This is a genomic window from Bradyrhizobium sp. LTSP857, from assembly GCF_000938285.1.
GTDB lineage: Bacteria > Pseudomonadota > Alphaproteobacteria > Rhizobiales > Xanthobacteraceae > Bradyrhizobium.
The window spans coordinates 136,832-154,943 of the sequence record NZ_JYMS01000039.1; the positions used below are offsets into that span (position 1 = coordinate 136,832).

Annotated in this window: 16 protein-coding genes; 15 read left to right on the forward strand and 1 reads right to left on the reverse strand. The window is 64.3% G+C overall.

Going from position 1 to position 18,112, the window contains the following annotated elements; genetic code table 11:
- Positions 1-12: 12 nt before the first annotated feature.
- The gene (locus UP06_RS25395; protein ID WP_045006407.1) at positions 13-1,338 is read right to left on the reverse strand and encodes an Hsp70 family protein; all 1,326 of its coding nucleotides are present in this window, start codon (positions 1,336-1,338) and stop codon (positions 13-15) included.
- Positions 1,339-1,599: 261 nt separating this feature from the next.
- On the opposite strand from UP06_RS25395, the gene UP06_RS41635 reads away from it, so the two are divergent.
- The 15 genes from UP06_RS41635 (at position 1,600) to UP06_RS25465 (ending at position 18,111) form a co-directional block, all read left to right on the forward strand.
- Entirely contained in the window at positions 1,600-1,740 is a 141-nt protein-coding gene (locus UP06_RS41635; RefSeq protein ID WP_197087376.1) for a hypothetical protein, read from the forward strand.
- A gap of 248 nt (positions 1,741-1,988) precedes the next feature.
- Positions 1,989-3,278 carry an oxalate/formate MFS antiporter gene (gene oxlT, locus UP06_RS25400; RefSeq protein ID WP_045006408.1) on the forward strand — a complete coding sequence of 430 codons (1,290 nt, stop codon included), beginning with the start codon at positions 1,989-1,991 and terminating at the stop codon, positions 3,276-3,278.
- Positions 3,279-3,538: 260 nt separating this feature from the next.
- The gene (gene oxlT / locus UP06_RS25405; RefSeq protein ID WP_045006409.1) at positions 3,539-4,855 is read left to right on the forward strand and encodes an oxalate/formate MFS antiporter; all 1,317 of its coding nucleotides are present in this window, start codon (positions 3,539-3,541) and stop codon (positions 4,853-4,855) included.
- Between the two features lie 191 nt (positions 4,856-5,046).
- The gene (locus tag UP06_RS25410) at positions 5,047-5,472 is read left to right on the forward strand and encodes a CBS domain-containing protein (protein WP_045006410.1); all 426 of its coding nucleotides are present in this window, start codon (positions 5,047-5,049) and stop codon (positions 5,470-5,472) included.
- A gap of 105 nt (positions 5,473-5,577) precedes the next feature.
- Positions 5,578-6,597 (forward strand): 2-dehydropantoate 2-reductase, encoded by a 1,020-nt coding sequence (locus UP06_RS25415; RefSeq protein WP_045006560.1) that lies wholly within the window; start codon positions 5,578-5,580, stop codon positions 6,595-6,597.
- Between the two features lie 11 nt (positions 6,598-6,608).
- Positions 6,609-7,382 carry a fumarylacetoacetate hydrolase family protein gene (locus UP06_RS25420; RefSeq protein ID WP_045006561.1) on the forward strand — a complete coding sequence of 258 codons (774 nt, stop codon included), beginning with the start codon at positions 6,609-6,611 and terminating at the stop codon, positions 7,380-7,382.
- Between the two features lie 235 nt (positions 7,383-7,617).
- The gene (locus UP06_RS25425) at positions 7,618-9,057 is read left to right on the forward strand and encodes a coiled-coil domain-containing protein (protein ID WP_245305536.1); all 1,440 of its coding nucleotides are present in this window, start codon (positions 7,618-7,620) and stop codon (positions 9,055-9,057) included.
- 48 nt (positions 9,058-9,105) lie between these two features.
- Positions 9,106-9,822 (forward strand): hypothetical protein, encoded by a 717-nt coding sequence (locus UP06_RS25430; RefSeq protein WP_045006412.1) that lies wholly within the window; start codon positions 9,106-9,108, stop codon positions 9,820-9,822.
- Between the two features lie 168 nt (positions 9,823-9,990).
- The gene (locus tag UP06_RS25435; RefSeq protein WP_045006413.1) at positions 9,991-10,194 is read left to right on the forward strand and encodes a hypothetical protein; all 204 of its coding nucleotides are present in this window, start codon (positions 9,991-9,993) and stop codon (positions 10,192-10,194) included.
- A gap of 52 nt (positions 10,195-10,246) precedes the next feature.
- Positions 10,247-10,897 (forward strand): hypothetical protein, encoded by a 651-nt coding sequence (locus UP06_RS25440; RefSeq protein WP_045006414.1) that lies wholly within the window; start codon positions 10,247-10,249, stop codon positions 10,895-10,897.
- Positions 10,898-11,075: 178 nt separating this feature from the next.
- Positions 11,076-12,071 (forward strand): NAD(P)H-dependent flavin oxidoreductase, encoded by a 996-nt coding sequence (locus UP06_RS25445; protein WP_045006415.1) that lies wholly within the window; start codon positions 11,076-11,078, stop codon positions 12,069-12,071.
- 25 nt (positions 12,072-12,096) lie between these two features.
- On the forward strand, positions 12,097-13,065 hold the full coding sequence (locus tag UP06_RS25450) for a zinc-binding dehydrogenase (RefSeq protein WP_045006416.1): 969 nt from the start codon (positions 12,097-12,099) through the stop codon (positions 13,063-13,065).
- Entirely contained in the window at positions 13,065-14,072 is a 1,008-nt protein-coding gene (locus tag UP06_RS25455; RefSeq protein WP_245305537.1) for an alpha/beta hydrolase family protein, read from the forward strand. The genes UP06_RS25450 and UP06_RS25455 overlap by 1 nt, the downstream gene beginning before the upstream one ends.
- A gap of 108 nt (positions 14,073-14,180) precedes the next feature.
- A complete protein-coding gene (locus UP06_RS25460) occupies positions 14,181-15,554 on the forward strand; it encodes a cation-efflux pump (RefSeq protein WP_045006417.1) in 1,374 nt (457 codons plus the stop codon).
- A 226-nt stretch (positions 15,555-15,780) separates the two neighbouring features.
- The gene (locus tag UP06_RS25465; RefSeq protein ID WP_045006418.1) at positions 15,781-18,111 is read left to right on the forward strand and encodes a PAS domain-containing sensor histidine kinase; all 2,331 of its coding nucleotides are present in this window, start codon (positions 15,781-15,783) and stop codon (positions 18,109-18,111) included.
- The last annotated feature ends 1 nt before the right edge of the window (position 18,112 follow it).

Here is an 18,112-nt window from a genome sequence, read left to right on the forward strand (position 1 = left end):
CGCTTTTCCGGATCATGCTTTCGACTTGAGCCCGCCGTCCGCGGTCCAGCGATCCGGATCGGGACTGTGTCCGATCAAGGCTAGGCCATAGGCGATCGACTCGAACTGGTCCCCCGACATCAGCCGTTCGTTGCCAAACCGCTCGGCGAACAGTTTTCGCACGGCGGGCACGAACGAAGTGCCGCCGGTCAAAAACACCTTTTCCACCTCGCGTGCGGTGATGCCGGCCTCGCCCAGCACCTTGTCGACGGTGGCGCTGAGCCGGGCCACATCGTCGGCAATCCAGCCTTCGAAGTTTTTCCGTGTGATGGTCGCGCCAATGTCGACGCCGCCGCCCTTGAAACGGAAGTCCACCTCGTCGTGGCCCGACAGCGCGACCTTGGCGTCGGACACCGCGCGGTACAGCGAAAAGCCGAGGTCGAGATCGACGATGGTGATGAAATCTTCAAGAAGCTTCGGCTTCAGCGCGGTTCGCGCAAGCTCGCGCAGCTCGCGGAGATCGCCGTTGCTCTTCATCAGCGCGAGCTGATGCCAGCGCGCGAGGTTGCTGTAGTGGCCGCTCGGGACCGGCAGCACCTTGTCGAACGAGCGGAAGCTCGAGCCCTTGCCCAGCCGCGGCGAGACGACGTGGTCGACGATGCGGTAATCGAACGTGTCGCCCGCAATCCCGATGCCGGCGTGCCCAAGCGGCTCGGCGCGCAAGTGGCCGCCCGCGCGCGAGAAACGCATCACCGAGAAATCGCTGGTGCCGCCGCCGAAATCCGCAACGAGGACCGTGGCATCGCGCTCCAGCCGGCGGGCAAAGGAGAACGCCGCCCCGACCGGCTCATAAACGTAACGCGCGTGACCGGCGCCGAGGCGTTCGAACGCGGCCCGGTAGCGCTGCATCGCCAGCACCTCGTCGGGATTGCCACCGGCGAAGCGCACGGGGCGGCCGACCGTGATGTTTGCGGCCTCGAAGCCGAACTTGCCACCGCCATGGCGCGCCAGCGTCCGCAGGAACGCCGCTAAAATATCCTCGAACTTGTAGCGCTGCCGAAACACCTGGGTGGTGTTGAAACTGCTGCTCGCGGCGAAGGTCTTGAACGATTGCAGGAAGCGGTAGATGTGGCGTCCTTCGAGAAACTGCTCGATCGCCCACGGGCCGCCTTCGGCCTGGGCTCCGGCTCCCGGCCGGTCCTCCCAGAAGCACAGGGCCGACACATAGACGCTGTGCCGTTGGCCGCCATGGTCGAAGCGGATGGCCTCGACCCGGCGGTCGTCCGCCGCGATCGCGACGACCGTGTTGCTGGTCCCAAAATCGATGCCGATCGAGACGGCGGGCGAGGCGCTCGACATGAACCACTCTGCGAGATGATTGGAAAAGGGGGCAGACCACTAGCGGTTTTGCACTGCGGTGCCAAGACCGGTCCCGTGGCGTACCGGGCGGATTCCGCACCCGTTTACGCCCAAAACGGCTGCTTTAATGCATCGTTATGCTGCAATGCGGTAGGTTAAATGCTGCCATGCAATGGAATGCATGGACTTTGGCATCTGGTATACATACGTTGCCGTTGAAATGAGACAGCGATACTGACCGTCTCGAGAAAGGAATTTCCGATGTCCAAGACCGCTTCCGTCGCGCTCGCCCCCTCCTCCACCTCGCTGTTCGCCCGTTTCATGGCCGCGCTTGATCGCTTGCTGATGGCCAGCGCCGAGATCTCGAGCCACAACGGCGACCTGCCCCGCTTCGGCCTGTAAAGGCGAGATCAGAGCCTGGCGCGTCGAATTGTCGCGCCGGTTGTAAAACAAGCGAATTCCTACTTTTGAAGAATGGCCCCGCTCAGCGGGGCCATTTCTATTTGGGAATCGGCTCATTCACGCCGCCTCGCAAAGAGGTTGCGTCATAAGCGCACAATGGGCCGGCGTGCGCTTGAAGCTTGGCATAATGAATACAACAATGCAGCCAACGCTCGCTCAAAAAAACAGAAGCGCTTATTGGAGGATTTATGACGGACATGGTGCAGGCAACAACAGCCCCTACAGCCGCGCGCGTCAGCGACACGTATCGCTGGGCGCAATTGGCGATCGGCGTAGCGGCCATGGTGATGATCGCGAACTACCAATATGGCTGGACGTTCTTCGTCCCGGACATCCAGAAGACTTTCGGTTGGGATCGCGCCTCGATCCAGTGGGCCTTTACGCTGTTTGTTTTGTTCGAGACCTGGCTGGTGCCGGTCGAAGGATGGTTTGTCGATAAATACGGTCCGCGCCTCGTCGTGCTCGTCGGTGGCGTGCTCTGCGCGATCGGTTGGGCGATCAACGCGCAGGCCACCACGCTCAACGGCTTCTATCTCGGCATGATCGTCGCCGGCATCGGCGCCGGCGGCGTCTATGGCACCTGCGTCGGCAACGCGCTGAAATGGTTTCCCGACAAGCGCGGCCTTGCCGCGGGCATCACCGCCGCAGGCTTCGGTGCGGGCTCGGCCCTCACCGTCGCGCCGATCCAGGCCATGATCAAGGACAGTGGCTTCCAGACCACCTTCCTCTATTTCGGCCTGGGACAAGGCATCATCATCTGCATCCTCGCGTTTTTCCTGCTTGCGCCGAAGCCGGGGCAGGTCCCGAACGTGGTGGCGAATGCAGCACTCGTGCAGACGCGTCGCAACTACCAGCCGACCGAGGTGCTGCGTCAGCCGATCTTCTGGCTGATGTACTTCATGTTCGTGATCGTCGGTGCCGGCGGCTTGATGGTGACGGCGAACCTGAAGCCGATCGCGGTCGACTGGAAGGTCGACAGCGTTCCGGTCACGCTGATCGGCATGACCATGACCGCGGTGACGTTCGCAGCGACGATCGACCGCGTGCTCAACGGCCTGACGCGTCCGTTCTTCGGCTGGATCTCCGACATGATCGGCCGCGAGAACACGATGTTCATCGCCTTCGGCATGGAAGGCTTTGGCATCTGGATGCTCTACCTCTGGGGCCAGGATCCAATCTGGTTCGTGATCCTGTCAGGCTTCGTGTTCTTTGCCTGGGGCGAGATCTACTCGCTGTTCCCGTCGACCTGCACAGATACGTTCGGCGCAAAATTCGCGACCACCAATGCCGGCCTGCTCTACACCGCCAAAGGCACGGCCGCGCTTCTGGTGCCGCTCGCCAATTATGTGCAGCAGACCTCCGGCCATTGGGACAACGTGTTCATCCTCGCGGCCGGCGCCAACATCCTGGCCTCTCTGCTCGCGATCCTCGTGCTGAAACCCTGGCGCAAGGTCGTGGTCGCGCAATCGACCGTCTGACACGCTTCGCGAACGCGATCTCGCGCGTGACGCCCGGCCCTCGTGGCCGGGCGTTTTCGTTTTGCGCGAAGCCCGCATAATTCTTAGAATCAGAAGGGAACCGCGCACTTTTCTTGAGCCCGCCCGCAAGATAGGGCTTGCATTCTGGAATATCGTATACCAAGCTCGCCTCTGCGCTTGCGACGATAAGACACAATGTTTGCGACATCAGGTCATCTTGGCAATTGATGTCGACCAGACAGGCGCTTGGGAGGTTGTTGATGATGTCCAGCACGGATGGCGCCGTGACCGCGGCGCCCCTTCGCACAGGTTTTCGTTGGTTCCAGCTCGGCATGGGCATCGTCTGCATGGCGATGATTGCCAACCTGCAATACGGCTGGACGCTGTTCGTGGATCCGATCGATGCGGCCCACCATTGGGGACGCGCCGCGATCCAGCTCGCTTTCACCATCTTCGTCGTCACCGAGACCTGGCTCGTGCCAATCGAAGCCTGGTTCGTCGACAAATACGGCCCGCGCATCGTCATCATGTTCGGCGGCGTGATGATCGCGCTCTCCTGGATTCTCAACTCCTATGCTGACACGCTTCCCCTGCTCTACGCGGCCGCGGTCGTCGGCGGCATGGGCGCGGGCGCGGTGTACGGCACCTGCGTCGGCAACGCCCTGAAATGGTTTCCCGATCGCCGCGGTCTCGCCGCCGGCGCGACAGCCGCAGGTTTCGGCGCAGGCGCCGCGCTGACCGTGGTGCCGATCGCGATGATGATCGCATCGAGCGGCTACCAGACCGCGTTCTTGAAGTTCGGCATCGGCCAGGGCCTGATCGTGTTCGTGCTCGCTTTCTTCATTCAGCCACCACGGATCTCGATCCCGCCGAAGAAGAAGCAGCTCAATCTGCCGCAGACCAAGATCGACTTTACCCCGCCCCGGGTGCTGCGTGCGCCTATTTTCTGGGTCATGTACCTCGTCTTCGTCATGGTCGCCTCCGGCGGCCTGATGACCGCGGCGCAGATCGCCCCGATCGCGCATGACTTCAAGATCGCCGACACGCCGGTCACGCTTCTCGGCTTCCAGATGGCGGCGCTGACCTTTGCGATTTCGCTCGACCGCATCTTCGACGGCTTCGGCCGCCCCTTCTTCGGCTGGGTCTCCGATACGATTGGCCGCGAGCACACCATGTTCATTGCCTTCGGTACCGCCGCAGTCATGCTGCTGACGCTGTCGGCCTATGGCCAGATCCCGATCGTGTTCGTGCTCGCGACCGCGGTCTATTTCGGTGTGTTCGGCGAGATCTACTCGCTGTTCCCCGCCACCTGCGGCGACACGTTTGGTTCGAAGTATGCGACCACCAACAACGGCATGCTCTACACCGCGAAGGGCACCGCCGCGTTGCTGGTCCCGCTCGCAAGCGTGATCTCGGCCGCCTATGGCTGGAAGGCCGTGTTCGTGGTGGCGGTGGCGCTGAACGCGACCGCCGCGCTGATGGCGCTGTTCGTGATCAAGCCGCTGCGCCGCTCCTTCATCCTCGGCAAGGAAGCGACGGTTGCGGAGACGGCGGCGGGAAGCACCAAGGCGGCATAGCCTCCGCACAACAACCGTATCCATCAAGAAGGGGCGCAGCGATGCGCCCTTTCTTTTTGGCTTATTCTTTTTGGCTTGCGGCACACGTCAGCATTGCTGTCGCAAGATTTATCGGAGCGGCCAAATCCAGCGCTTGACGATTGGCATAATGTATACCACACTTGCCCCATCATTCACCTAGGGAGGTTGCAATGCTGGTCGGAGACATTCTGCGCAAGAAGACGCCGCGCGTTGTTACGGTGCGAATGAACGAAACGGTGGGTATCGCCGCCAAGCTGATGCGCGCCAACAATATCAGCGCGCTGGTGGTAAAGGATGTGGTCCGCTCGGAGGGTAACACCGCCGTCGGCATGTTCACCGAGCGCGACGTGGTGCGCGCCGTCGCCGAGCACGGCGCCAACGGCGTGAATGTAAAAGTCTCGCAGCTCGTCTCGGTGCAGCAGCTCGTCTCCTGCACCTCGAGCGACACGATCGAGCATGTCCGGCACTTGATGAACCGGAATCATATTCGGCACCTGCCGGTCATCGACGATTACAGCCTCGTCTCCGTCATCAGCATGCGCGACATCGCCGCTGTCGTCGACGAAGCGATCAACGGCACGCCGCAAGCAGCCTAAAGCAACAAGACCTTTCCCCTGCGACTGCCGGCCCCGGCTCGGATCCTTCCGAGCCGGACCGGATCCTTCGTCCCGAAATTCCGGTTTTTGCCCTTCGAGGATTTCATGAAGATCTGCATCTACGGCGCCGGCGCGATCGGCGGATATCTTGGAGTGCAGCTCGCGCGCGCTGGCGCCGACGTCAGCCTCATCGCGCGCGGTGCGCACCTGGCCGCGATGCGCGAACATGGCCTGACGCTGCTCGCCGGCGACGAGAAGCATACGGTTCATCCGCGCTGCACCGACAACCCCGCCGAGCTCGGCGTGCAGGACTACATCATCATCACGCTGAAGGCGCATTCGATCACCGGCGTGATCGAGAAGATGCAGCCGCTCCTGGGCCCCCACACCCGCATCGTCACCGCCGTCAACGGCATTCCCTATTGGTACTTCCACAAGCACGGCGGCGCTTATGAGAACGCGACGCTGGAGAGCATCGATCCCGGCGGGCGGCAGTGGCGCGAACTCGGCGCCGAGCGCGCCATCGGCTGCATCGTCTATCCCGCGACCGAGATCGAGGCGCCCGGCGTGATCCGCCACGTCTACGGCAACAATTTTCCGCTCGGCGAGCCCTCGGGCGAAATCACCGCCGACGTGCAGCGTCTCGCCGACCTGTTCGTCGCGGCCGGTCTGAAGGCCCCTGTGCTCGACCGCATCCGCGACGAGATCTGGCTGAAACTCTGGGGCAATGTCTGCTTCAACCCGATCAGCGCGCTGACGCACGCAACGCTCGACGTGATCTGCACCGATCCGGCCACGCGCGCCCTGTCGCGCGCGATCATGATGGAGACGCAGGGCATCGCCGAGACCTTTGGCGTCAAATTCCGTGTCGATGTCGAGCGCCGCATCGAGGGCGCCCGCAAGGTCGGCGCGCACAAGACCTCGATGCTGCAAGATCTCGAGCGCGGCCGCCCGATGGAGATCGATCCGCTCGTTACCGTGGTGCAGGAGATGGGCCGCTTGACCAAAATCCCGACGCCTGCGCTCGACTCGGTGCTGGCGATGGTCACCCAGCGCGCCCGCATCGCCGGCCTCTATGACGGCGTCACCGCGCCCTCCGATCCCCGCGCACTGGCGGTGGCGTGATGGCTGGCGAGATGAAGAAATGGCTCCGCTTCCGCCACGCCGGCACAACCGGCTTCGGCACACTGACGCTATCCGGCATCAGCGTGCATGACGGCGAGATGTTCGGCCGCAATGCGCCGAACAGCAAGACACTCGCACTGTCGGAGGTCGAACTGCTGGCGCCGTGCGCGCCCAGCAAGATCGTCGCGCTCTGGAATAATTTTCACGCGCTCGCGGCCAAGCTGAACCAGCCCGAACCGCCGGAGCCGCTCTATCTCTTGAAAGCCACCACCAGCATCGCGGCACCCGGCGCCGTGATCCGCCGCCCCACCTCCTATGACGGCAAAACCACCTATGAAGGCGAGCTCGGCATCGTCATCGGCAGGACCTGCGCCCGCGTGTCGCCTGCGGAAGCCGATAGCTTCATCTTCGGCTACACCTGCGTCAACGACATCACCGCCAACGACATCCTGACCCGCGATCCTACCTTCCCCCAATGGGCCCGCGCCAAGGGCATCGACGATTACGGCCCGTTCGGCCCGGTGATCACGACCGGCCTCGATCCGGCCAAGCTCGTGGTCCGCACCATCCTCAACGGTGCGGAGCGGCAGAATTATCCGATCGCCGACATGATCTTCAGCGCGCAGGAGCTGGTCAGCAAGATTTCGCACGACATGACCCTGCTCCCCGGCGATCTCATCGCCGTCGGCACCTCCGTCGGCGTCGGCGTGATGAAGGAGCCGGTGAATATTGTGACGGTTTCGATCGACGGCATCGGCGAGCTGACGAACGAGTTTCGGCTGTAACAGCAAGCGCGGTGCCGTAGCGCGGATGAGCGTAGCGACATCCGGGAAACTCGCATCCACAACAAAAGTCCCGCATGTCGCTGCGCTCATGCGGGCTACGAGACTCCCCCTAGCCTCGGGAAAACCCGGCAATCTCGGCACGGCCATCCACCGTCGGCCCGGCCGCCGCCGCGCGCCCCGAAACACCCCGCACCTCCGCGCCCCTTGATCTCGGTTCCGCTCTCCAATAGCAATCATGGCGAGATTGTGCCGGCGTGAGGGCGTCACGATGTGGCTGTTTTTCCTGGTTGCCTGGTTTGTCCTGCTCGCCGCCATCGCGCTTCTCGCCCCGCAGGCGTTCGGTTACGACGTTGCCCATCTGCCCGCCCTGTTCGCGGGCCTGCCCGTGCCGCAGCGCATCGCAACCGGCGCGCTCCTGGCCACGGCCTTGGCGCTGATCGGCGCGGCGACCTGGCGGCTTTCGCGCCAGGACCGCAGCCTGAAGACGCTCCGCGATCGCCTCAAGAAGACCCGGGAAGACGTCGTCGTTGCCCACGCCCTGCAAAACCACCTGGATGCGACGGTCCAGCACCTGATCGAGAGCGACCCGCGGGAGGCCGTTTCCGCCCTCCACGACAAGCTGGGCGAGACCGAGCAGCGTGCCCTGCTCCAGCAAGGCCGCAACCAGTCCACCGACATGCACGACCAGCTCGCCGAAATCCGCCGCCGCCAGCAGGCGTTGCGGGAGATGGTCGGCAAGGTCGCCGATCAGCGCCGCGCGGTCGAGCCGGTCTTCACCGAAATCCGTGACCGCCAGAACCAGCTCGAGCGCTCGCTGCTCGACCTCGAGACCGACGACCGCAAGAACAACCTCGCCGACCGGCTGAAGAGCATCGCCCACGACATCTCGACGCTGCTGTCGCGGGTGGGCGCGGTGCAGGACACCTTCTCCACGCTCAACCAGTACAAGGAAGATCTGGCGAAATCCCACGCCGAAATGGTGCCGCTGCGCTCGTCTGATGCCGGCATCAACGCCCTGATCGGCGAATTGGGCCTGAGCCATGAACGCCTCGCCAAGACCGTCGATGAGCTCGAGACCGGCGGCGAGGCGCCGCTCAGCGCACGCGTCGAGACGCTGTCGCAGAACAAGATCGAGATCGAGCAGCGCCTCGCCCGCATCGACGACAGCGCCAACATCCTGAAGGCGATCCGGCTCGACTTCGAGGAGCTCGGCCAGCGCCGGGCCCAGCTCGAACGCTCGCTTGCCGATGTCGAGACTGATCCCGACGGCAAGACGCTTGCCGATCGCCAGAACGCGCTGAATGATTTCGTCATCCAGTCGCGCCAGCGCCTCGGCGCACTTCAGGAGACGCTGGCGACGCTGAACGCCTTCAAGACGGAGCTGTCGAAGTCGCAGGCCGATCTCGTCCCGCTGAAGGCGCCCGTGTTCGGCATCGAGGCCCTGATCACTGAGGTCAGCAGCACCCGCGATCTCCTCGCCAAGACCGTCGGCGAGATTGAGGCAAACGGCGGCGTGCCGCTCGCTTCGCGCGTCGACGCGCTCACCAAGAGCAAGCGCGAGGTCGAAGACCGGCTCGTGCGCATCTTCGACAATTTCAATGCACTCGACGGCCTGCGCAAGGAGATCGGCGGCATCTTCTCGACGATCCGGAATAGCCTGAACCGGATCGGGTGAGCCGTATCGGGTTCGAACCGCGATCACTACCGTTGCGACCAACAACGCATGCGCTTCATCCTCGGCCTCCTCTCTGCCCTGCTCGGTGCGCTCGCCGGCTGGTCCGGCCTTGCCGCGCTGGTAATCATGCTGGCGGGGCCGGACCGCGATGGCGGCATCGCCATGGGTGCATTCTTCAATATCGGCCCGTTCGGCGGCGTGGCCGGCCTGATCGCCGGCATTTGGCTGTTTGTGCGTTTCGGGATCGTTCGGAACGCAACGCCACAGCCCGCCACGGAAACCTCCGACGCCGCGCCTCACCGGGCCACGCGGCTCTCCGCGCCTTTTGCCGTCACCGTTCTGCTCACCGTGGCAATCCTTGGCTATTGGGGGTGGTACGAACTCATCCGTTCGCCCTATCTCAGCCATGGCTACATGACGCTCGCAATCGAGTTTCGTCTCCCCGCCGGCATGACCCTGCCGGACAAGGAAGAGGATGTGCAGATCGTAGTCGAGGAAGCGCGGGGATATGCGAACGCGCTGCTGCCTGCGAATTGGCGCGCCCATGAGGGCGACCGCAAAGCGATCATTGCCTCTGCCTCGTTGAGTTACAAGACGCGCCACCGCGCGGTCAGCCTGACGCTCCCGGGCGTGCCAACACAGAGCTGGCCGATCGATCTTCCTTCCGATCCCGATCCGACGCCCGGCTTTTCGCCCTCGCGCGTTGCGAGCGAACCTTCGCAAGCGAAAATCGAGATGCACTTTCGCCTCAGCGCCGACCGCTGAAGCGCGCGGAACTTCGAAACATTTCGACACACCTCACATCCCCGCGCGCCCGATAGATGCCGCCAACATGTCCCGCGCCCGCCGCACTGTGGACGCATTCCGACGCCCATCTGTGAGGCGTGTCTGGGGGCACGGCTCTGCCGTGTTTGGACCAAACCTTCTAGGGGTATGACTGTGAAGAAGATTGTATTTGTCGTGGGTGCTACGCTTGCTCTGGTGACGGCTGCGAACGCTGCGGATCTGCCGCGCCGGCAGCCCGTGCCGGTCTATCCGGCGGAGCAGGCGCCGATCGGCAAGATGCCGATTGGCAAGAGCCCGATTGGAAAAGCTCCGATCGGCAAGGCGCCGGGCCCGGTCGCGGCGCGCTACTGACGTTAAGTCATCGTTGAATCGGCGTTGAGCAGGGACAGTCGAGGGGCCAAGCGTGACAAGCAGATCTGAACGATTGGGGCGCCGCCTGCTTGCGGCGCTCACCCTCTCCGTTGTGCTCTCGTCCACGATTCAAGCGGCTTCGGCCCACGAAGCGAACAAGCGCGTCGCCGACGCGAACGCGCTTGTCTCGAACGACGCCGCATCACGACCGACGCCGCAATCCACCAGGCGCCCTGTCGCGCGCGCGGAAAAAGGTCCCTACTACGTCGACTTCCGCGCGCGGACGGCGGCGAGCTGGGGCCATGCCTTCGTCTGGTACGGCAAGACCAGCGAGCGCGCCGTCGAGGTCGCGGGCCTGACGCCCAAGGGCGACACCTGGACCTACGTGCTCGGTCACCTGACCTGGGTGCCGTCCGAGACCGGCGCCAGCTACGGCGATCTCGATCCGGACTATCTGACCGCGAACTATCGCGTCTATCTGAACGAAGCCGATGCCAAGCGCGTCTTCGCCTACATCAAGAAGCTGCAGGAGAGCTCGCCGGTCTGGAACGCCGAGACCACCAATTGCACCGGCTTCATCGGCGACATCGCCGAGTACATGGGCCTGAAGGTCCCCTACCGCTGGCAGCGCCCGGAGAACTTCGTCAACAGCCTCAAGGAAATCAACGGCGGCCGCCAGATGGTGCGGCTGTCGGCGGAGTAGCACCGATCCCGTAGCCCCGCGCCCAAATTATCCGCCCCGCGGAATCACCCGCACCTCCCGCATGACGCCCCGCCCCCACCGCACGTCCCCGCAATAGACTTTTCTCGACCCCAGCGGCATCCTGCCGGCATCAACCGATAACAGAGCCTGCGGGCCACGCGGGCGGGGGAAACAGGTCATGTTGCAGACACGGTTCACGAAACTCGTCGGCGTCGAGCACCCCATTGTCCAGGGCGGCATGCAATGGGTCGGGCGCGCCGAGCTGGTTGCGGCCGTCGCGAACGCCGGCGCGCTCGGCTTCATCACGGCGCTGACCCAGCCGACGCCAGAGGACCTCAGGAAGGAAATCGCGCGCTGCCGCGACCTCACCGACAAGCCGTTTGGCGTCAACCTCACCATCCTGCCCGCGATCAAGCCGCCGCCTTACGCCGAATATCGCGCCGCCATCATCGAGAGCGGCATCACCGTGGTCGAGACCGCCGGCAACAAGCCGCAGGAGCATGTCGACGAGTTCAGGAAGCACGGCGTCAAGGTCGTGCACAAATGCACCAGCGTTCGGCACGCACTCTCGGCCGAGCGCATGGGCGTCGACGCCATCTCGATCGACGGGTTTGAATGCGCCGGCCATCCCGGCGAGGACGACACCCCCGGCCTGATCCTGATCCCGGCCGCCGCCAACAAGATCAAGATCCCGATGATCGCCTCCGGCGGCTTTGCCGACGCCCGCGGCCTCGTCGCCGCCCTGGCGCTCGGGGCCGACGGCATCAACATGGGCACGCGCTTCATGGCCACCAAGGAGAGCCCCATCCACCAGCTCATCAAGGAGAAGATCGTCGCCAATGACGAGCGCGAGACCGAGCTGATCTTCCGCACCATGCGCAACACCTCACGCGTCGCCCGGAACGAGATCTCGACCAAGGTCGTCGCGATGGAGAAGGAAGGCGCCAAGTTCGAGGACATCCGCGAGCTCGTTGCGGGCGCCCGCGGCAAGATGGTCTATGCGACCGGCAATTCCGACGAAGGCATCTGGTCGGCCGGCCAGGTGCAGGGCCTGATCCAGGACATCCCGAGCTGCGCCGAGCTCATCTCCCGTATCGTGCGCGAAGCCGAAGCCATCATCCGCAGCCGGCTCGAAGGCATGATCGCTCATCCGAGCGCGCAAGCCGCTGAATAATCACTGCAAGAAGCGAGAGTAGTTCATGAAGGCTTATGTCTATGGCGCTGAGGGCGCTCGGATTTCCGACGTCGCTCAACCAAAACCTAAAGGCACCCAGGTGCTGGTCCGCGTCCGCGCCTGCGGGCTCAATCGCGCCGACACCGGCATGCGCAAGGGTCACGCCCATGGCGCAGCCGGCGGCGTCGGTACCGTGCTCGGCATGGAATGGGCCGGCGAAGTCGCCGAGCTCGGACCAGATGCCAAGGGCGTCAAGGTCGGCGACCGCATCATGGGCTCGGGCGGCGCCGCCTTCGCCGAATACACACTCGCCGACCACGGCCGGCTGTTCCGTGCGCCCTCGAACATGAACTTTGAGGAGGCCGCCACCCTCCCCGTCGCGCTCGCGACCATGTACAACGCCGTCATCATGGTCGGCGGCGTGCAGCCCGGGCAAGCCGTGCTGATCCAGGGCGCAAGCTCCGGCGTCGGCCTGATGGCGATGCAGATCGCCAAACTCAAGGGCGCCAAGCTCGTGATCGGCTCGTCCACCGATGCCTATCGCCGCGGCCGGCTGAAGGAGTACGGCGCCGACCTCGCGGTCGACTCCTCCGATCCCAAATGGGTGGACGAAGTCCTGAAGGCCACCGGCGGCGAAGGCGTCGACCTCATCGTCGACCAGGTCTCGGGCAAGGTCGCCAACCAGAACCTCGCCGCGACGAAGATCCTGGGCCGCATCGTCAATGTCGGCCGGCTCGGCGGCACCCATGCCGACTTCAACTTCGACCTGCATGCCGCCCGCCGCATCAGCTACATCGGCGTCACCTTCCGCACCCGGAGCATCGAGGAGATCCGTGAGATCTTCGACGAGGTCAGGAAGGACATCTGGGGCGCGGTCGAGTCCCGAAAGCTGCAGCTGCCGATCGACAAGGTGTACGCGTTCGACGACATCGACCGGGCGTTCGAGCACATGGAGGCGAACAAGCATCTCGGCAAGATCGTCGTGACCCTCTGATGCCGGCCCCGATGCGCTTGCTCGGGCTCGCGATCGCATTTCTGCTGCTCGTTGCCGCCTGCGAGACGCAGGCGGCCGGCATCAGGCGGATCAGGATCGAAGGGAGCGCGACGGGACCGTTGATCGTCGGCGCGGTCTGGTACCCCTGCGCGACATCGGTGCAAGATGCGGGGGACGGCAACGTCGCGCTGTCGGGTGTGAAGGATTGTCCTCTCGCCGGCGAGAAACTCCCGCTCATCGTGATGTCGCACGGCAGGATGGGATGGTTCGGCGGCGGTCACGATATCGCGGCTGCACTGGCAGACGCCGGCTTCGTGGTCGCTTCTATCGACCACCCCAACGACAACGAGCGCAACCACAGCGGCACCGACGGCCTCGAGGTCTTCGCTGGCCGTTCCGGCGACATCAAGCGGCTGGTCGATTTCATGCTCGCCGACTGGCCAGACGCCGGCCATATCGACAGCAAGCGCATCGGCCTGTTCGGCTTCTCGGTCGGCGGCTATACCGGCCTCGTCGTCATTGGCGGCGCCCCCGATTTCCGCAAGGGCCTGCCACGCTGTGCGCGAACCGATCTGCGCGCCCTGCCGGTCTGCGCGCAACTGGAGAACGGCGAGCTTCCGCGTGAGGCCCCCGCGCATGATCCACGCATCAAGGCTGCGGTCATCATCGATCCCTGGCCGGCATTCCTGCTCCCCGCCGATCATCTGTCGGGCGTGACCATCCCCATTCAATTGTGGAGCTCGGATCCGGCGCATGAGTCCGACGGCGTATCCGGCTGTTGCGCAGCCATGATCAGGGACGGGCTGGCATCCAAGCCCGAATGGCATTTCGTCGAAAACGCGAACCATTTCGCATTTCTCGCGGTCTGCTCCCCGAAACTGGCGCTGGACGCACCCAGGATTTGCGCCACCCCTTCGGGCTTCGATCGCTCGGCCTTTCACGAGCGATTCCAACCCGAGATGATTGCCTTCTTCCGCAGGACCTTGAACGAAGCGCGCGACCATTGAGCCCACGAAACTCGGAAGCATTCGCAACAGCCCGCTCCTGCAAATCACTAGCGACTACACCTGTGGATCATCGCTTGATGTTCACGGTCGGGCTGCTACATCCCCGCCATGAGCGCACAGCACAACAAGACATCGGTCGCGGCAATCTCGATCTTCGCCAGCGGCGGCATGGCGGCGGCCAAGTTCGTGGTCGGCATCGCGATCGGCTCGCTGGCGCTGATCTCCGAAGCCCTGCACTCCTCGATCGACCTGGTCGCGACCATCATCACCTGGGCGGTTGTGCGGGTGTCCGACAAGCCGGCCGACGACGAGCACCATTACGGCCATGGCAAGCTGGAGAGCATCTCCGCGCTCGGCGTCACCGCCCTGCTCTACGTGCTCGCCGGCGGCATCCTGGTCCAGGCCTACAGTCACCTTCGTGAAGGAACCGCGCCGCCGACAATCTCGGCCGTGCCGTTCGTGGTCCTGGTGATCGACATCGCCGTTAATTTCTGGCGCGCCCGCGCCCTGCACCGTGCCGCCCGCGAAACCAGGAGCCAGGCGCTTGCCGCGGACGCCCTCCATTTTGCCTCGGACGTGCTGGGCTCGTTCGCGGTGATCGTCGGCCTGATCCTCGCCGCCCTCGGCTTCTGGTGGGGTGACGCCGCCGCAGCCGCCGCGGTTGCCGTGATGATCGCGCTGCTCGGTCTGCGCATGGCCAGCTCCACCGTGCAGACGCTGCTCGATCGTGCGCCGGAAGGCGCGCAGGAAAAAGCCACGGACGCGATCCGCAGCGTGCCCGGCGTGATCGATGTCGAGCGGCTGCGGGTGCGCATGGTCGGGGCGACCACGTTCATCGACACCATCGCGAAGGTGCCGCGGACCTACCCGATCGACCGCGTCGAGGAGATCAAGCGCAACGCGCAGGCAGCCGTCGACAAGGCATTCGGCGATACCGACCTCACCTTCACCGCGGTCCCCGTCGCGCGCGACAACGAGACCGTGCGCGACCGCATCATGGTGATCGCGCATAATTCGGGCCTCGCCATCCATCACGTCACGGTCCACGACCTCGGAGGCAAGCTGATCGTCGGCATCGACCTCGAGGTTGGCGCCGAGATGCAGCTCGAGGCTGCCCATGACATCGCCAATACGCTGGAGCGCAACATCCAGGAAGAGTTCGGCGCGGACGTCGAGGTCGACGTCCATATCGAACCGCTGGAACCGGAACTGCCGTTCGGCGTCGATGCCGCGCCGGAACGGGTGCAAACCATCGCCGCCGCTCTCACGGAATACGCCACCGGCGGCGAGATCCACGACATTCATAACGTGCGCGTACGCGACACCGAGGGCGGCGAGATCGTCAACTTCCATTGCCGCGCCGCGCCGTCGATGAGCGTGATCAGGGTGCACGAGCATGTCGATGCGATCGAACGCGCGCTACGTCGCGCGTTCCCGAGCGTGAAGCGCGTCATCAGTCACGCCGAACCACCGCGCGCATGATGCAGAACGTGCGACGAGTCACACGTTCTCGTTTCGGACTCATTGCAGTACGTAATGTTGCGGGCGACCAACGCGCAAACTCTGCATTGGATAAGAATAAATCCGCATTAACGATTCGTTGACTCTCGACAGCCTGCGAAAACTGGATTCAAATCGGCTTGATTCGGAAGCGACGTGGGGCTGCTTCCGAACTTAAGTTGCAAGCAGGTTTCAGGGGGCCGAAGGCATGGCGCGCGCAGACGCCGCGAACGCGTGCGTCCAATCCGATTCGATCAAAGGATTGGCGCAATCGATCGCGAAACCTGCCTATCATCGGCTGTTGATCGCCGAGCCGGCGCTACGACGCGCCGTGCCGACGCTCATCATTGCCTTTCTGATCACGATCTGCCTCGGCGCTTTCGTCCAGGTCGTCGATCAGACGCGCCAGAAGCGCCTGGTGATCCGGCACGACATTTCGGCACTCGCCGACCTGCTTGCCGAGCGTATCGACCGCGTCACCTCGATGCGCGCGGAGCGGCTGAAGAACATCGAGAACCTGCCGACGCTGCTGCCCGACCTGATCCCGTCCTGGGGCACCGCCTCGGGCCGCCACGTCATCGTCACCTCGGCCGGCGTCGACCGCCGCATCCTCGCCCGCATTCCGATCGACAGCGATCCGGCTGGCAATGACCGCCTGCTCGATGCCATCACCACCGCGCAGCTGCTGGCGGCACCGCCGCGCGACAGCAACATCTCCGACATGACGCTGCCGAACGGCAACGCCGCGATGGCGACCTCGCGGCCGATCCAGTCGCTGCCCGGCCTCGTCACCGTGATCCAGGAGCGCAATGAGCCGATCTGGGGCTCGGATGCGGCGCTCTCGGTGACGCTGTCGGCGACCACCGGCTTCGTCGTCCTGATCCTCGGCTTCGCCTTCCACTGGCAGTCGACCCGTGCCCGCGAGGGCGACCTCATCAACGACGCCGTGCGCGGCCGCATCGACACCGCGCTCAACCGCGGCCGCTGCGGCCTGTGGGACTGGGATCTGTCGCGCGGCCGAATCTTCTGGTCGCAATCGATGTTCTCGATGCTCGGCCTCGACGGCCGCAACGAGCTCCTCACCTTCGGCGAGGTCAACGCGCTGGTGAAGTCCGACGACATCGACCTGTTCGCGATCGCCGACCAGCTCATCTCCGAGAAGATCGACCATATCGACCAGACCTTCCGCATGCAGCATGTCGACGGCCACTGGATCTGGCTTCGCGTCCGCTGCGAGCGGACGCACGCGACGGGCGATTCCGGCATGCACCTGATCGGCATCGCGGTCGACATCACCGAGCAGAAGAGCCTCGCCGAGCGGACCGTGGAGGCCGATTTACGCCTGCGCGACGCGATCGAGACCATTCCGGAAGCCTTCGTGCTGTGGGACGCGAGCGACCGCCTGGTTCTCTGCAACTCGCACTTCCAGCGTCTGCACAAGCTGCCCGACTCGGCCGTCATCCCGGGCACGTCCTATGAGACCGTGCTCGAAGTCGGCCGCATGCCGGAGGTCCGCACCCGCCACAACGAGACCGCAAGCCAGGGCCCGGGCGCGCGCACCTTCGAGGCTCAGCTCGACGACGGCAGTTGGCTGCACATCAGCGAGCGCCGCACCAAGGACGGCGGCTACGTCTCGGTCGGCACCGACATCACCCGGATCAAGGAGCACGAGCAGAAGCTCGTCGACAACGATCTGCGCCTGCGCGCCACCGTGATCGACCTGAAGCGTTCGCAGGCGGCGCTGGAACGCCAGACCATCGAGCTCGCCGATCTCGCCGAAAAGTATCAGCGGGAAAAGACCCGGGCCGAGGAAGCCAACCAGACCAAGTCGAAATTCCTCGCCAATATGAGCCACGAGCTGCGCACGCCGCTCAACGCCATCATCGGCTTCTCCGAGATCATGGGCTCGGGCATGTTCGGTGAGCTGGGCTCAGAGAAGTACCAGGAATACTGCCACGACATCCTGACCAGCGGCCACTACCTGCTCGAGGTCATCAACGACATCCTCGACATGTCCAAGATCGAAGCCGGCCGCATGAAGCTCGACATGGAAGAGCTCGATCTGGCGCAGACGCTGGCGGAGTCCCTGCGGGTGGTCACCGGCCGGGCGCAGGACAAGAACCTGACGCTCGATGCCGATATCGAGACATCCATCTCGGTCGTCGCCGATCGCCGCGCCACCAAGCAGATCATCGTCAACCTGCTCTCCAACGCGGTGAAGTTCACGCCGGATGGCGGACGCATCGTGGTGCGCAGCCGGCAGCTCGAGGACAAGATCGTCCTGATGATCGCCGACACCGGCATCGGGATTGCACAGCACTCGCTGGCGCGGCTGGGGCGTCCGTTCGAGCAGGTCGAGAGCCAGCTCACCAAGACCTATCACGGCTCCGGCCTCGGGCTTGCGATCGCGCGCTCGCTGGCGCAATTGCACGGCGGCAGTATGCGGCTGCGCTCCAAGCTCGAAGTCGGCACGGTCGTGCGCGTGACCCTGCCGCGCGACGCCATCAAGGCGGCGGCCGGAATATCCGCAGCGGCTTAAG

What these genes read in the sequence shown, in the direction of transcription:
- UP06_RS25460 (WP_045006417.1), top strand. Translation starts at nt 14,181, where the DNA reads ATGAGCGCACAGCACAACAAGACATCGGTCGCGGCAATCTCGATCTTC.
- UP06_RS25415 (WP_045006560.1), top strand. Translation starts at nt 5,578, where the DNA reads ATGAAGATCTGCATCTACGGCGCCGGCGCGATCGGCGGATATCTTGGA.
- UP06_RS25430 (WP_045006412.1), top strand. Translation starts at nt 9,106, where the DNA reads ATGCGCTTCATCCTCGGCCTCCTCTCTGCCCTGCTCGGTGCGCTCGCC.
- UP06_RS25450 (WP_045006416.1), top strand. Translation starts at nt 12,097, where the DNA reads ATGAAGGCTTATGTCTATGGCGCTGAGGGCGCTCGGATTTCCGACGTC.
- oxlT (WP_045006408.1), top strand. Translation starts at nt 1,989, where the DNA reads ATGACGGACATGGTGCAGGCAACAACAGCCCCTACAGCCGCGCGCGTC.
- UP06_RS25455 (WP_245305537.1), top strand. Translation starts at nt 13,065, where the DNA reads ATGCCGGCCCCGATGCGCTTGCTCGGGCTCGCGATCGCATTTCTGCTG.
- UP06_RS25425 (WP_245305536.1), top strand. Translation starts at nt 7,618, where the DNA reads ATGGCGAGATTGTGCCGGCGTGAGGGCGTCACGATGTGGCTGTTTTTC.
- UP06_RS25445 (WP_045006415.1), top strand. Translation starts at nt 11,076, where the DNA reads ATGTTGCAGACACGGTTCACGAAACTCGTCGGCGTCGAGCACCCCATT.
- UP06_RS25420 (WP_045006561.1), top strand. Translation starts at nt 6,609, where the DNA reads ATGAAGAAATGGCTCCGCTTCCGCCACGCCGGCACAACCGGCTTCGGC.
- oxlT (WP_045006409.1), top strand. Translation starts at nt 3,539, where the DNA reads ATGATGTCCAGCACGGATGGCGCCGTGACCGCGGCGCCCCTTCGCACA.
- UP06_RS41635 (WP_197087376.1), top strand. Translation starts at nt 1,600, where the DNA reads ATGTCCAAGACCGCTTCCGTCGCGCTCGCCCCCTCCTCCACCTCGCTG.
- UP06_RS25465 (WP_045006418.1), top strand. Translation starts at nt 15,781, where the DNA reads ATGGCGCGCGCAGACGCCGCGAACGCGTGCGTCCAATCCGATTCGATC.
- UP06_RS25410 (WP_045006410.1), top strand. Translation starts at nt 5,047, where the DNA reads ATGCTGGTCGGAGACATTCTGCGCAAGAAGACGCCGCGCGTTGTTACG.
- UP06_RS25395 (WP_045006407.1), bottom strand. Translation starts at nt 1,338, where the DNA reads ATGTCGAGCGCCTCGCCCGCCGTCTCGATCGGCATCGATTTTGGGACC.
- UP06_RS25435 (WP_045006413.1), top strand. Translation starts at nt 9,991, where the DNA reads ATGACTGTGAAGAAGATTGTATTTGTCGTGGGTGCTACGCTTGCTCTG.